The organism is Streptomyces sp. NPDC085866, from assembly GCF_044541035.1.
Classification (GTDB): Bacteria; Actinomycetota; Actinomycetes; order Streptomycetales; family Streptomycetaceae; genus Streptomyces.
Genome location: NZ_JBITSQ010000001.1, coordinates 66,845 through 80,814, shown reverse-complemented (window position 1 = coordinate 80,814; position 13,970 = coordinate 66,845). Strand labels below are relative to the sequence as shown.

Here is a 13,970-nt window from a genome sequence, read left to right as displayed (position 1 = left end):
AGCGGGACATGCACACACATTCCCACCGCGTGATCTTTACATTTCCGACACATCGCCGGAGGTGGCGGAGCTGCCCGCGCCGGACCGTCAACAAACCAGGCGCCGCGCGGTGTTGCGGAAATCACTCCGGTCACCGCAAGGGCGCAATGCGACAGAAGGACCGTACCGGACACTCAGGCCTGCGCGAGAGCTGCCCGCCGTCGGTGCCGGGCAACCCGTTCACGGTTCCCGCAGACCTCACTGGAGCACCATCGCCTCCTGCGCCCCCGGGACGTGTCGAGGTACACGATGGGGCAGTTGTCCCCCTCGCACTCGCGCACGGCCGCCCGCGCCATCGGATCGGTGAGCAGCTCGACGGCGTCCCGCGCGACGACCGCGAGCAGCCCCGCGCACCCGGGCGCCTGCGCCAACTTCCGCACCAGCGTGCCGTCCTCGCCGCGCACCGCACACGGGACCGGGGTTGCGGAACGGGCGGCGACCTCGTTGAGCCGGACGAGAGCGCGCTCGTACGGCCGCGAGTCCGCCGGTGGCGCGGTGCGCACCAACTGGCCGATGCACCCGCGCAGTTCCCGGAACCCCGCCAGCCAGGAGACATCGGCGTGGACCAGCGGGGTGCCCGGCGGCACCAGCCCCGACCCGCCGATCCAGGCACGCAACGGCTCTACGGCGTCCAGCCGTTCGACCGGGTGGGTGGTCGCGAGGAGATCCAGACAGATCCGCCCGGCGTCGAACCGCAGCTCGTACGGGACCGTGGCCGTACCCAGTGCCATGTGCCTGTCACCGCCTAGGACAGGGGAACGTTCCGTCGCTCCCCTTCACAGTGCCTGCCCGCACACGACTGCGGAACCCCTCGTACCGCCGGTGGCACACCCGCCTTTCGCCGCGCCGTCCCGTCCGGCCCACGGCGTTCCCCGCCCGGCCCGTCCCCGGCGGGGATGCCGGAGCCCGGAGCACGGGTCGGCCCCTTCCGGTCCAGAAACCCGGGCAGGGCTCGTGGCCCCTGCCCGCGGCCATGACGCTGTGTCCTGCGAAAGCACCGGAGCCGCCCCAGGGGGAACCGCGGGGGACGGCGGTTCAGAAAGGAAACGTTCATGAGCATGCGCACCCGGGTCGTCGCGATGGCGACGGCCGCGCTGCTGGGCGCCGGAGCGACCGGCATCGCCCTGGCACCCGGCGCGAGTGCCGCCTCGTACCACGGCATCGACGGCAACGGAGCCGTCGCCGACGACTTCCAGGACGAGGAGGACCTCGGCGTCGACAACTACGCGGAGAGCAACGCCACGGCCCTCTGGCAGACCGTCCTGTACGCGGACGGCGCCCAGTGGCAGGACGAGGACGGCGACACCCACACCTTCAAGAAGAACCAGATCGACGGCACCTTCGGCCCCGAGACCGAGTCGGCCACCCAGTGGTGGCAGGAGCACTACAACATCGCGGAGAACGACGGCGTCGTCACCGACCCGAGCTGGGAGTTCGCCCAGCGCTGGCTCAGCGGCCCGACCTCGGGCGGCACCGTGACGTACCTGGGTGACGCACGGAACGTCACCCTCAAGCGCGTCAGCGGCAAGTACCGGGTGCGCATCAAGGGCACCGGCCCCTGGAAGCTCGCCTACTACGACCAGCTCGGCTGAGAACACCCCGAGGGCGGGCGCCCGTTCGGTCGCCCGCCCTGCGGGGCAGCGCCCACAGCAGCCCCGCGACCAGCAGCACGATGACGGCGAACGCGGCCAGCGCCGCCGTCCGCCACCGCCCGTACGCGCCGCCGGCCGGCTCCGGCCCGGCCCCGGCACCGCCCACGGCATCGGCTGCGGCTGCGGCTGCGGCTGCGGCTGCGGCTGCGGCTGCGGCGACATCCTGCAGCGGCCCGGAGGGCTCCGGCCCGCCGGGCTGCCATGCCTGTTCGGCCAGCTCCCACAGCGCCAGCAGCCGCGCCTGGTCAGCCCCGGCCAGCCGGCCGAGCACCTGCGCCGCTCCCCTCGGCGGCGGTTTGGCCCCGCTGAGATACCGCTGCCAGGACGACTTGCTGTACGCGGTGCGCCGGGCCAGTTCGGCAAGGCTGAGTCCGGTACGGCCCTTCAGGACGCGCATCTGCTCGACCAGGTGCCGTGCCTCTCGCGGCAGCGAATCCGGCAGCGGCTGCCAGCGTGTCATCCTCGTCCCCCCGAGTGCCCGCCGCGCCGTCTCCGGGTGCGGCTCCTCCCCACCACAGTCCCGCGTCAGCCTGACGCCCGGCCGAAAACATCCGGCAGAGCGCACGCCCGGCAACCCGGAGCACGCGTGGTCGCACGGCGTGAGCCGAGCGCCCTCCGCCGCACGGCCTGCCTGCACCGCCAGGCCCGTTGCCGGTGACCCGGTACCCGGAACGTCGTACGGCCGTGCAGGCGTCGGCGTAGCTGGACGCCCGCGTATGCGGGTGCGCGCTTCGGCCATGTCCGGGTCGGGGGCTGCTCCGGTTGGCTGGAAGGCATGACGCATACGAGGGAAACACGGACCAGCAAGGTCGTCCTGAGCGCGGCCACGGTCGCGATGGGCCTGATCGCCGGGGTCTTCTACATCTTCGCCTGCGCGGTCATGCCTGCCCTGGCCCGCAGCGACGACCGCACGTACGTCGAGGTCATGCGCAACATCAACGACGTGATCCAGAACCCGGTGTTCTTCCTGAGCTTCATGGGGGCGCTGGCGCTGACGGGATGGTCGGCGTGGCAGCTCCGCGCCACACCCGCCGCCCGCTGGACCTGGGCGGCCCTGGCGGCCTACGCCCTGGTCTTCCTCATTACGGTGGCCTTCAACATCCCCCTGAACAACGCCCTCGCGGCGAAGGGGGATCCGTCCGCCCTCCGCGGGCACTTCGAAGGGCCGTGGGTGGCGTGGAACGTGGCCCGGGCGGTGGGGTCGACGGCGGCGGTGGCACTCCTGACACGGGCGCTGCTGGTGCACGGGCGCTCCGGGCGGAACCCGAGCGGCACATCGCAGCCGTCCGCGCCGCTCACGCCCCGTCGCTCCGGTTCGGCCAGTCGGGCGCCCGGGCAGCGGTGAGTGCCGATGCCGAAGGGGAGGCTCGGCCCGCCCCCCCGAGAGCCGAGGGGGCGCGCGAAGAAGCCCCCGCTCCACCCGGCTCAACGGCAACTACCGCACCGAGCGGCCTCTCACGCGTCCGCGTACTTCGCGTCCGCCGCCGGATCCAGCGCCAGCCGGTACCCCCGCTTCACCACCGTCTGGATCAGCTTCGGCGCCCCGAGTGCCGTGCGCAGCCGGGCCATCGCCGTCTCCACCGCGTGCTCGTCGCGGCCGGCGCCCGGCAGCGCGCGCAGCAGCTCGGCGCGGGCGACCACCCAACCCGGGCGCCGGGACAGCGCCCGCAGCAGGGACATGCCCGCCGGCGGCACCGGCTTCAGCTCGCCGTCCACCAGCACCGCGTGGCCCCTGATCTCCACCCGGTGCCCGGCGACCGGCAAGGACCGTGCCCGCGCGGGCAGTTCCTGGCAGAGCAGCTGCACGAGCGGTCCGAGCCGGAACCGCTCCGGCTGCACGGTGTCCACGCCCCGGGCCTGCAGCGGCAGCGCGGTGACGGGGCCCACGCAGGCGGGCAGGACGTCGTGGCTCAGCGCGGCCAGGAGCTCGGCGAGCAGCCCCCGCTTCTCGGCCCGCGACAGCAGGGACGCGGCGGCCGGCGCGCTGGTGAAGGTGAGCGCGTCCACCCCGCGCGAGACGACGGCGTCCAGCAGCCGGTCGACGAGACCGATGTCCTCCGGCGGCATCCAGCGGTACACCGGTACCGGAAGCACCTCCGCTCCCCCGGCCCGCAGCGCCTCGACGAACCCGGGCAACGGCTCCCCGTGCAGCTGCACGGCGACCCGGCGCCCGTCGACGCCCTCCTCCAGCAGCCGGTCGAGCACCTCGGCCATGGACTCGCTGGACGGCGACCACTCCTCGGTGAGCCCGGCGGCCCGGATGGCCCCCTTCACCTTGGGCCCGCGGGCCAGCAACTCCACCCCGCGCAGCCGCTCCAGCAGCTGCTCGCCGAACCCCCAGCCGTCGGCGGCCTCGACCCAGCCCCGGAACCCGATGGCGGTGGTCGCCACCACCACGTCCGGCGACTGGTCGATGATCTCCTTGGTGGCGGCGAGCAGTTCGCCGTCGTCGGCAAGGGGCACGATACGCAGGGCGGGCGCGTGCAGCACGGCGGCTCCGCGCCGCTGGAGCAGCGCGCCCAGCTCGTCGGCGCGGCGCGCGGCGGTCACTCCCACGGTGAACCCGGCGAGGGGTCCCTGCTCGGGGTGCTGCTTCTGGTCGTACATGGCTCTCCTACCTGGCCCGCATGCCGAACGAGCCTGTCAACGGCTCGTGACAGGCTCGGTTCGGCTCGATGTCGCCGGTGTTACGTCACACCTCGGCGTAGCTGAGCTGCGACTTCGCCTCGGCGGCAGCCGTGGCCTGGGGCTGCGTGGCCGGGCGGCGAAGGTATACGGCCCAGGTGACCACGAAGCAGACGCCGTAGAAGGCGAGGAAGGCGACGAACGCGCCGGTGCCGGAGCCGTAGGAGAGGAAGGACTGGCGGAAGGCCAGGTTGATGCCGACACCGCCGAGTGCGCCGACGGCTCCGATGAGTCCCATGGAGGCGCCGGAGAGGCGCCGGCCGTACGAGGCCGCCTCCTCACCGGTGAGGCCCTTGGCCAGGGCCTTCGTCTGGAAGATGCCGGGGATCATCTTGTACGTCGACCCGTTGCCGAGCCCGCTCAGCACGAACAGCACGACGAAGACCGACACGAACAGCGGCAGCGACTTCTGCATGCTGGCGACGACGAGCACGGCGGTCGCGGCGGCCATGCCGACGTAGTTCCAGAGGGTGATGCGGGCCCCGCCGTAGCGGTCGGCGAGCCAGCCGCCGACGGGCCGGATGAGGGAGCCGAGCAGCGGGCCGATGAAGGTGAGGTAGGCGGCCTGCAGCGGGGTGCGCCCGAACTGGTTCGTCAGGACCTGCCCGAAGGCGAAGCTGTAGCCGATGAAGGATCCGAACGTCCCGATGTAGAGGAAGGACATGATCCAGGTGTGGGCGTCCTTCGCCGCGTCCTTGGCGGCGCCGGTGTCGTTCTTCACGGAGGCGAGGTTGTCCATGAACACCGCGGCGAGGACGGCGGCGACGACGATCAGCGGGATGTAGATCCCGAGCAGCACGCGCGGCCCTCCGCTCGCCCCGATGATCGCGAGGGCGACCAGCTGGATGACCGGGACGCCGATGTTCCCGCCGCCGGCGTTGAGCCCGAGGGCCCACCCCTTCTTCTTCAACGGGAAGAAGGCGTTGATGTTGGTCATGGAGGAGGCGAAGTTCCCGCCGCCGATGCCCGCGAGGAGGCCGACGAGGAGGAAGGTGTCGAAGGACGTCCCCGGCTTCATCACCGTGAACGCGGCGACGGTCGGCACGAGCAGCAGACCGGCCGAGATGATGGTCCAGTTCCGCCCGCCGAAGATCGCGACGGCGAAGGTGTAGGGGACGCGGACGACGGCGCCGACCAGCGTGACCATCGAGGTCAGCAGGAACTTGTCCGCGGGGGTCAGCCCGTACTCCGGGCCCATGAAGAGCACCAGCACGGACCACATGGTCCAGATCGAGAATCCGATGTGCTCGGAGAGGACGGAGAAGATCAGGTTCCGGCGGGCGACCTTCTCGCCGGTCGCGTTCCAGAACGTCTCGTCCTCCGGATCCCAGTGCTCGATCCAGCGGCCTCCCCTGCTGCTGCTCGGGGCGGGGGCTGTACTCGGGGCTGTCATGACGCCTCCACGGTGCTCCGGGGCTCGGGTGGTACGGGGTGATGAGCGGTGATGAGTCCCGAAGGTAGGGAGGGCGCGTTTCCTGCCTGTGGCTGTGGGTGACCGGAAGGGAACGTTGCTCTCACTCGCGCGGTGAGCCGTCGGTGAGGGAAGAATCGGCGGCCATGGGCACGGACATCCACGGCTGGGTCGAGTGCCGAACCTGGCGGGAGGGCCTGGCCCCCGGCGAGACGGCCTGGTGCCCGGCCCTCGACCTCGCGATGCTCGGGGTGCACCGGGACTACGAGGCCTTCGCCTGCCTCTTCGGGGTACGGGACTTCGACGCCCGCTGGCGCCATGTGGCCGCCGGCCGGGGCCTGCCGCCCGACGTGTCGGAACCGGTGCGGGCCGGGCTGGAGTCCTGGGGCGGGGCCGCCTTCGGCACCACCTGGCTGTCCTGGGCCGATGCCCGGTCCGTCGACTGGGACGAACCGGCGCTCCCCCGCGCCACTCACGTCGCCCAGTACCACCGCTCCCACGACGGCACGCTCCGGCTTCGCAGCCCCTGGGTCTGGAGCCGGGCCTTCGCCCGCGCGGCCGGGATCAACACCCTGACCACGGACCCGTCCGCCCTGGCCGGCCTGTGGCCGGAGGGGACGGAGTGGGAGTCCGGTACCTCGGTCTTCCGGGTCGAACGCTCCCGCCGCCGCGACGCCGTCCCGCCCGACGGCAGCTGGCACCCGGTGTGGACGGTCATGGGTGCCCTGGCCGGCGTCCACGGCGACGACGGTGTGCGGCTGGTGGTGTGGTTCGACGAGTGAGCGGGCCCCGGACCGGCCGGGACCCGGTGGCTCGGGCCGGCCGAACCGGACGACGCAGCTGCCGATGAACACCCCGGTGATCGCGAGGGCCGGCCAGGAGCTCTCCGGCAGCCAGGAGAAGTGCGGGTACAGCGCGCACCCACCGGGGCCGCTCCGTCCGGGAAGAGCTGACGTGGAGGAGCAGCGGTACGTCAGTCGTGGAGGTTCATCACAGCGTCATCGATGGCCGGAATCCATCGGTCGACGGGCTGTCGCAGCCAGCCCTCGGCCTTCGCGATCTCGGCCGCGGCCCTCCGGAGCGCGTCCAGCGCGGGATGGACCAGACCCCTGCGCCAGACGAGCGAGACGGGCGAGAGCGGAACGGGGTCGACGAGCGGCCGCAGCACCGTGCGGGGCATGACCGGGAAGTCCACGACGGCCAGGATCGGGTTGCGGGTCTTGGACATGATCCGCTCGAACTCCTCGTCCCCGACCGCCAGCGGAAGAGGAGGCGCGAGCCGGATGCCGCGCCCCTCGAAGAGACGAAGGGCCAGGTCGGTCCATTCCCGGGTGCGCGGGTTCCCGGCACCGGCGTACACCGTCTCCCCGGCCAGCGCCGCCAGCGGCACCGCCGGCCGGGCGGCCAGCGGGTGGTCCTCGGGCAGCACCACGGCCATCGGCTCGTGGCGCACGGGCTGCTGCTCCAGACCGGAGCGCAGGGCCGGGTCCAGGCCGGCGAAGCGCCCGAAGGAGGCGTCGAGACGGCCGGCGAGCAGATCGGCCGCCGCTCCGGTGAGGCCACTCTCGTAGCGGGCCATCAGCTCGCAGTCCGGGGCGAGTTCCCGGGCCCGGTGCAGCACGCGGCGGCCGGTGGCCAGGCCCGCGGAGTTGAGGTCGACCAGCAGCGGCCGGGCCTGGCCGAAGGCGGCGAGCAGGTCGTCCTGGGCGGCGAGGACCCGCCGGGCGTGCGGCAGCAGCCGCTCGCCGTCCGCGGTCAACGTCACCTGCCGGGTGGTCCGCACGAACAGCTCGGCACCCAACTCCCGCTCCAGCCTCCGCACATCCCGGCTGAGCGCCTGCTGGGCGACGTACAGGCGGGCCGCGGCGCGGGTGAAGTGCAGTTCCTCGGCAACGGCGAGGAAGGCACGCAGGAGGCGGGGCTCTACGGCGGCGGGCATGACGGGCAATTTACAACGCGGCTGCGTGAATCGGCACCGAGAAGGTGTTGGACCCGGTGATCCGCTCCGGGTGAACGTAGAGCCATGCCGCACCAGACCGCCGAAGACACCCGAATACCCAACAGACCAGTACAACCCACCGGATACCGCCGCCTCTTCTCCCTCCCCGGCGCCCGCGCCTTCACCGCCGGCAACCTGATCGCCCGCCTCCCCATGGGCATGTTCGGTGTGAGCGCGGTCGTGATGATCGCCGGGTCCCGGGGTTCGTACGCCCTCGCCGGTGCCGTCACGGCCACCGGGCTCGCGGCGACCGGGCTGGCCGGGCCCTGGATCGCCCGGCTCGTCGACCGGCACGGACAGGCCCGGGTCGCCGTACCGGCCACGCTCACGGCCGTGCTCGGCAGCCTCGCGCTGCTGCTGTGCGTGCGCTACGACGCCCCCGACTGGACCCTGTTCGCCGCGTACGCCGCCACCGCGGCCACCCCGAACATCGGCGGCCTGTCCCGCGCCCGCTGGGCCCATCTGCTGCGCGACGACCCCGGCGCGCTGCACACCGCGAACTCCTTCGAGCAGGCGGCCGACGAGCTGTGCTTCATGCTCGGCCCGGTGCTGGCGTCCTTCCTGACCGGAACGTTCTTCCCGGAGGCGGGCACACTCGCCGGGGCCGTCCTGCTGCTGGCCGGCATGCTGCTGTTCACCGCGCAACGGGCGACCGAGCCGCCGCCGCAGGCCCGTTCGAAGGCGCCGTCGCCGCTGCGGAGCCCGGGGATGCCGCCGCTGCTGGCCTGCTTCGTGGCGACGGGTGCGGTGTTCGGTTCGATGGAGGTCGTCACGATCGCCTACGCCGACGCCCAGGGGCATCGCGCGGCGGCCGGTGCGGTCCTCGCCCTGCAGGCGGCCGGCTCCTGCGCGGCGGGCCTGCTGTACGGGGCGCTGAAGCCGGCCGGCCTCAGCCTCTCCCGGTGCCTGCTCGCGATGGCCGGGCTGATGACCCTGCCCTGGCTGGCGGCCGCCACCGCAGGTTCGCTCACGGTCCTCGCGGGCGCGCTGCTCCTGGCCGGCATGGCGACCGCGCCGACGATGGTGACCGCGATGACCCAGGTGCAGGAGCGCACCCCGGCGGACCGGCTCAACGAGGGCATGAGCCTCGTCGTCACCGGCCTGCTCACCGGTATCGCGTGCGGTTCGGCAGTCGGCGGCTGGGCGGCGGACCACCTCTCCCCCGCCCTCGCCTTCGCCGCCCCGGCCGCGGCGGCCGGCGTGGCCGCGCTCATCAACTCGATCGCTGCGGCTGTGCGTTCGTCACGCTGAACCGCCAACCGCAGTTCCCGTCGAACCGGTTGACGCCTGCCCCGATGCCCCGCCCCGTCTCAGGGACGCGTCCCAAACCGCAGGTCAGAGGCGTGGGACGACTGCGGGGCGCGACAAACCACCCTATTTCAGCCTGCGTTGAGGTCGCCCGGCATGCAGAATTCAATCCGCCGCGGCAACGGATGTCCCCTCGACAAAGGAGAAGTGCATGTTTCTGAGCAAGTTCGGCCGGCGTGCGGGCGTCGCTGCGGCGAGTGCCGCGCTGGCACTGGGCGTGTCCGCAGGGCAGGCGAGTGCGACGGACACCGGCGTCTCCTCGTGGCCCACGAGCTCGCGATGCAACGACCAGGGCTACTTCTTCTGCCTCTACTACTCGCCGAACCACGCGGGCGGCATGAAGGGCTACTACGACATCCAGGTCCCCACGATCTCCGGCAACTTCAGCGACGGCCACGTCATCCGCAACGACGCCGCGTCCATGGAGAACCCCGTGTACTGCGACGTGCGCACCTGGGTCTACCCCAACTACGTGGGTGACTCGAACTACGTCATCGGCGGCTACGGCGGCAACCTGACCTCGCGGCTGCGGAACAACGAGGCCTCCATCGCGATCGATGGTCTGTACGGGGGACACGACTCGTACGACCAGTGCCCCGACGTCTGATCCGGACGAGGAACAGAACATGATCGCCGCACGCACCCTTCGGCGAGGCCTGAAGGCGGGAACGCTGCTGCTCGCGCTCACCACCGCGGTGGGCTGCGCGGGCCGGCAGGACCCGCCGTCGGCCGCCGCGGCCACGCCCGTTCCCACGCCCACGCCCGGCCCGGCGCAGGTCATGAGCCTGCACCTGCCGATCGAGGACTACATGCTCACGCCCGAGCAGACGGCGCGGCGCGGCTGGGTGCACGGCAGGATCGTCGAGGACTGCATGAAGAAGTACGGCCTCGACTTCCCCGTGGGATCGAAGCCCGTGGCCTCCGCCGCCGATTCGGTGATGTACCGCAGGTACGGCGTGACGGATCCCGCGAGCGTCGCCACCTGGGGGTACCACCTGCCGCGCGCGAAGTCGTCGGCGGTGACCGACAGCGCGGCGCTGAAGCCGTCCGCCGCAGAGCAGACGGTCATGTTCGCCAGGAACGCCGAGCGCCGGCCGGTGACCACGTACCGGGGCCGGAAGCTGCCCGAGGGCGGGTGCGAGGGCGCGGCCGCCCGGCGGCTCGGCACCGGTGCCGGATCCGACGGGATCGTCGCGGCCACCAAGAGCGACAGCTTCGCCCGCTCCCTGGCCGATCCCCGGGTGCGGAAGGTCTTCGCCCGGTGGTCGGCCTGCATGCGGACGCACGGCTTCGACGAACCGAACCCGATGGAGGCGGGGTCGAAGCTGCCCTCGGTCCAGCGGGCCGAGCCGGACCGCACGGAGATCGGCGAGGCCCGGGCCGACGTCGGCTGCAAGGAGAGCACCAACCTGGTGGGCGTCTGGTTCGCCGTCGAGTCGGAGTACCAGAACGCCGCGATCACCGGCCGGCCGAACGAGTTCAGGGCCGCCCGGGCGGAGCGCGACGCGGAGATCTCCCGCATCACGCGGCTGGCCCACGCGTACGGGGCATGACGGGGGTATGCCCCGAACGACGGCGAAGGCCCCGCTGCCGGTGCAGCGGGGCCTTCGCCCACATGGGATGAGTGGAGATGGCGGGAATCGAACCCGCGTCCAACGGTGCGGAATCAGGGCTTCTCCGTGTGCAGTCCGCTGTGATTTTCTCGGCCCCGGCGATCACGCGAACAAGTCGCCGACGGGCCCAGTCACTGTTTGGTTTCCCTCTTCACCCCGTGACCGGGATCAAGGTTTAGTTCCCTAGCTGATGCCAGGATCCGGGTCGGGAACAGCCCCGGGCTGACACTTCGCAAGTCGCTACTTAGGCAGCGAGGGCGAAGGAATCGCGCTTGGTGTTGGCGATTATTTTTTGCGACATATGGTTTACGAGATCATTGCCGCTTCCTCGACACGCTTCCCCTGCTTCGACAGCCGCTGTCGAAACCGATCATCCCCATGTTGTGTTTTCAATGCACACACCGGGTTCAACCGGTGTTGGTGCCATCGTACGTGACCAACCCGCGCCGATGCCACCGTATTCCGGGCTACACGCCCCGCTGCTTCCGCTTCGCCGCCGCGATCGCGCGGTCCGACTCACGCCGGTCCTGCTTCTCCCGCAGGGTCTGTCGCTTGTCGTACTCCTTCTTGCCTCGCGCGAGCGCGATCTCGGCCTTCGCGCGGCCGTCCCTGAAGTACAGGGAGAGCGGCACGATGGTGTGACCCGTCTCCTGGGCCTTGGACTCCAGCTTGTCGATCTCCTCGCGGTGCAGCAGCAGCTTGCGCTTGCGGCGCGCGGAGTGGTTGGTCCAGCTGCCCTGGTGGTACTCGGGGATGTGGGCGTTGTGCAGCCACGCCTCGCCCCGGTCGATCTGGACGAAGCCGTCGGTCAGCGACGTCCGTCCCTCGCGCAGCGACTTGACCTCGGTACCGGTGAGCACGAGCCCGGCCTCGTAGGTGTCGACGATCGCGTAGTCGTGCCGGGCTTTCTTGTTCTGGGCGACGATCTTGCGCTTGCCGCCCTTCTCGCCGTCCCGGGCCTTGGCGGCCCCGCCGCCCTGCTTGGGCTGGGACTCCTTGGGTACGTACATTCCCTTGCTCATAGTGCCGTCCATTTTCGCACTACGGAGGGGTCCCGCGGCCAGCCCTTAATCGGCGTCGCCGAGGCCGGTGAGGACCGTCTCGGCCCGGGGCAGGGCCTCCGGCCCCGCCTCCAGGTCCGGGGTGATGCCCCGGCCGTCCACCTTGTGGCCGGAGGGGGTGCGGTAGTGGCCCACGGTCAGCTCGGCCACCGAGCCGTCGGGCAGCTCGGTCGGCATCTGGATGGAGCCCTTGCCGAAGGTGCGGGAACCGATCACGACCGCGCGGCCCCGGTCCTGGAGGGCGCCGGTGAGCATCTCGGCCGCGCTCATGGTGCCCCCGTCGACCAGGGCGACCAGGGGCCGGGTGGTGTCGCCGCCGGTGTGGGCGTGCAGGGCGCGCTGGGCGCCGTCGACGTCGTAGGTGGCGACCAGGCCGCCGTCGAGGAAGGCGGAGGCGGTGTCCACCGCCTCGGTGACCAGGCCGCCGGAGTTCCCGCGCAGGTCGAGCACGATGCCGGCGTCGGCCGGGACCTGCCGAACGGCGGCCCGGACGGCGGCGCCGGAACCCTTGGTGAAGGCGGCGATCTGGATGACGGTGACTCCGTCGGACAGCCTGCGGACGGTCACCGAGTCAGTGGACAGGCGGGCCCGGTGCAGGGTCTCGGTCCACGCGCGCGTGCCGCGCTGCAGGCCGAGCGTGACCGTCGTACCGGCGGGCGCGTCCTCCGCGTCGCCGCGCAGTAAGGAGACGACCTCGGTGACCGGCCGGCCGTCGACCGTGTCGCCGTCGACGCTGCGCAGCCGGTCGCCCCTGCGGATCCCGGCGTCGGCCGCGGGCGAGCCGGGCTGCACCCGGGTCACCGCGATCCGACCGTCCCGCTCGCGCCGCGCCCACAGGCCCACGCCGGTGTACTGGCCGTCGAGGGCCTCCTGGAACTCCTGGTACTCGCCCTCGGAGTAGACGGCGCCCCAGCGGTCGCCGCTGCGGCTGACAGCCCGCTCGGCGGCCTCCATCGGCGACTTGCCGTCGGCCATGGCCTCGGCGGCGGCCTGCTGCACGTCCTCGTGCCCGAGCTCCGTGTGCGCGGCGCCCGCGGCGGCCTTGCGGCCGGCACTGCCCGGCTGGCCGGTGTCCGGGAAGGAGCCGGTGGCGGCGCCCGCGACGAGGACGCCCGCGAACACCAATGTCAGGGCGGCCCCGCGGCGGATGCGGCGGGGCTGGCAGAACAGGTCGCGGCCTGACATGGCCGTGAGTCTAGGGGAACGCGAAGGGCCGTACGGTCGGATGTCCGTACGGCCCCTCTTGGCATGCGTCACACCTTCAGGTACTTGCGCAGCGCGAAGAATGCCGCCAATGCCGGCATGAGGACGCTGGTGGCGAGGATCAGCGGAAGCTTGGTCAACACCGCGTCCCAGCCTACGAAGTTGATCAACGTGAGCTTGGTGGACAGCGCCATGCCGTGGTCGATGGTGAAGTACCGCCCGACCACCAGGAAGATGCAGGCGAGGCCACCGCCGATGAGTCCGGCGACCGCGGCCTCCATGATGAACGGCGCCTGGATGTAGAAGCCCGAGGCACCGACCAGGCGCATGATGCCGGTCTCGCGCCTACGGCTGAACGCCGAAACACGCACGGTGTTGACGATCAGCAGCAGCGCGACGAGCAGCATCAGCGCCATGACGCCGAGCGCCGCCCGGTTCATCAGGTTCAGCAGCTGGAAGAGGTTGTCCAGGATGCCCTTCTGGTCCTGCACCGACTGGACACCGTCGCGCCCGTTGAACGCGGTTGCGACCACCTGGTACTTCTGCGGGTCCTTGAGCTTGATGCGGTACGACTCCTGCATCTGGTCCGGCGTCAGCGAGCTGGCCAGCGGGGAGTTGCCGAACTGCTCCTTGTAGTGCTTGTACGCCTGGTCCTGCGACTCGTACGCGACCTTCTCGACGATCGGCATCTTGTGCAGGTCGTTGAGGATCTGCTTCTTCTGGTCCTCGGTGACCGCACCCTTGGCGCAGTTGACGTCCGACTGTGCGTCACTCTTGTTGCACAGGAAGATCGAGACGTTGACCTTGTCGTACCAGTAGCCCTTCATGGTGCTCACCTGGTCGCTCATCAGCAGCGAACCGCCGAACAGGGCCAGGGACAGGGCGACGGAGACGATGACGGCGAAGGTCATCGTCAGATTGCGGCGGAGACCGACACCGATCTCCGACAGGACGAACTGGGCGCGCATGGCGTCTGGTTAAGCCTTTCCGTGGATCTCG

General features: G+C 71.4%; 14 protein-coding genes and 1 other RNA gene. 6 read left to right on the top strand and 9 right to left on the bottom strand.

Translation table 11 applies throughout. The annotated features are described in order from the left end of the window. Positions 1 to 173: 173 nt before the first annotated feature. The gene (locus ACIF83_RS00320) at positions 174 to 770 is read right to left on the bottom strand and encodes a CGNR zinc finger domain-containing protein (RefSeq protein WP_399722439.1); all 597 of its coding nucleotides are present in this window, start codon (positions 768 to 770) and stop codon (positions 174 to 176) included. Between the two features lie 321 nt (positions 771 to 1,091). Between ACIF83_RS00320 and ACIF83_RS00315 the strand changes: the two genes are divergently transcribed. Then, positions 1,092 to 1,631 (top strand): peptidoglycan-binding protein, encoded by a 540-nt coding sequence (locus ACIF83_RS00315; protein ID WP_393463827.1) that lies wholly within the window; start codon positions 1,092 to 1,094, stop codon positions 1,629 to 1,631. On the opposite strand, the gene ACIF83_RS00310 is transcribed toward ACIF83_RS00315, so the two are convergent. Next, on the bottom strand, positions 1,582 to 2,151 hold the full coding sequence (locus ACIF83_RS00310) for a helix-turn-helix domain-containing protein (protein ID WP_399722436.1): 570 nt from the start codon (positions 2,149 to 2,151) through the stop codon (positions 1,582 to 1,584). The two genes, ACIF83_RS00315 and ACIF83_RS00310, sit on opposite strands and share 50 nt — an antisense overlap. A gap of 315 nt (positions 2,152 to 2,466) precedes the next feature. On the opposite strand from ACIF83_RS00310, the gene ACIF83_RS00305 reads away from it, so the two are divergent. Next, a complete protein-coding gene (locus ACIF83_RS00305; protein ID WP_399722433.1) occupies positions 2,467 to 3,036 on the top strand; it encodes a DUF1772 domain-containing protein in 570 nt (189 codons plus the stop codon). A gap of 110 nt (positions 3,037 to 3,146) precedes the next feature. Here the strand turns inward: ACIF83_RS00305 and ACIF83_RS00300 are convergent, their stop codons facing one another. Together ACIF83_RS00300 and ACIF83_RS00295 are read right to left on the bottom strand one after the other, a co-directional pair. Beyond that, entirely contained in the window at positions 3,147 to 4,298 is a 1,152-nt protein-coding gene (locus ACIF83_RS00300; protein WP_398139038.1) for a uroporphyrinogen-III synthase, read from the bottom strand. 85 nt (positions 4,299 to 4,383) lie between these two features. Further along, positions 4,384 to 5,769: a nitrate/nitrite transporter gene (locus ACIF83_RS00295; RefSeq protein WP_393463815.1), complete on the bottom strand. Its 1,386-nt coding sequence runs from the start codon at positions 5,767 to 5,769 to the stop codon at positions 4,384 to 4,386. Positions 5,770 to 5,933: 164 nt separating this feature from the next. Here ACIF83_RS00295 and ACIF83_RS00290 point away from each other — a divergent pair, with 164 nt between their 5' ends. After that, complete coding sequence (locus ACIF83_RS00290) at positions 5,934 to 6,569, top strand: hypothetical protein (protein WP_399722428.1); 636 nt, start codon at positions 5,934 to 5,936, stop codon at positions 6,567 to 6,569. A gap of 191 nt (positions 6,570 to 6,760) precedes the next feature. Here ACIF83_RS00290 and ACIF83_RS00285 read toward each other — a convergent pair whose 3' ends face one another. After that, entirely contained in the window at positions 6,761 to 7,726 is a 966-nt protein-coding gene (locus ACIF83_RS00285; RefSeq protein WP_393463809.1) for a LysR family transcriptional regulator, read from the bottom strand. A gap of 84 nt (positions 7,727 to 7,810) precedes the next feature. Between ACIF83_RS00285 and ACIF83_RS00280 the strand changes: the two genes are divergently transcribed. From ACIF83_RS00280 to ACIF83_RS00270, 3 genes are all read left to right on the top strand, one after another. Further along, positions 7,811 to 9,037: an MFS transporter gene (locus tag ACIF83_RS00280; RefSeq protein WP_399722425.1), complete on the top strand. Its 1,227-nt coding sequence runs from the start codon at positions 7,811 to 7,813 to the stop codon at positions 9,035 to 9,037. A 208-nt stretch (positions 9,038 to 9,245) separates the two neighbouring features. Beyond that, entirely contained in the window at positions 9,246 to 9,701 is a 456-nt protein-coding gene (locus tag ACIF83_RS00275; protein WP_393463803.1) for a hypothetical protein, read from the top strand. A 19-nt stretch (positions 9,702 to 9,720) separates the two neighbouring features. Then, the gene (locus tag ACIF83_RS00270; RefSeq protein WP_399722421.1) at positions 9,721 to 10,647 is read left to right on the top strand and encodes a hypothetical protein; all 927 of its coding nucleotides are present in this window, start codon (positions 9,721 to 9,723) and stop codon (positions 10,645 to 10,647) included. A gap of 69 nt (positions 10,648 to 10,716) precedes the next feature. Here the strand turns inward: ACIF83_RS00270 and ssrA are convergent. The 4 genes from ssrA to ftsX all read right to left on the bottom strand — a co-directional run bounded on the left by ssrA (position 10,717) and on the right by ftsX (position 13,939). After that, positions 10,717 to 11,085: a transfer-messenger RNA gene (gene ssrA, locus ACIF83_RS00265) on the bottom strand. A gap of 89 nt (positions 11,086 to 11,174) precedes the next feature. Beyond that, positions 11,175 to 11,717, bottom strand: a complete 543-nt coding sequence (gene smpB, locus ACIF83_RS00260) for an SsrA-binding protein SmpB (protein ID WP_393466871.1) — start codon at positions 11,715 to 11,717, stop codon at positions 11,175 to 11,177. 57 nt (positions 11,718 to 11,774) lie between these two features. Continuing rightward, entirely contained in the window at positions 11,775 to 12,953 is a 1,179-nt protein-coding gene (locus ACIF83_RS00255) for a S41 family peptidase (RefSeq protein WP_399722418.1), read from the bottom strand. A 68-nt stretch (positions 12,954 to 13,021) separates the two neighbouring features. Next, positions 13,022 to 13,939, bottom strand: a complete 918-nt coding sequence (gene ftsX / locus ACIF83_RS00250; RefSeq protein WP_393463795.1) for a permease-like cell division protein FtsX — start codon at positions 13,937 to 13,939, stop codon at positions 13,022 to 13,024. Positions 13,940 to 13,970 lie beyond the last annotated feature (31 nt).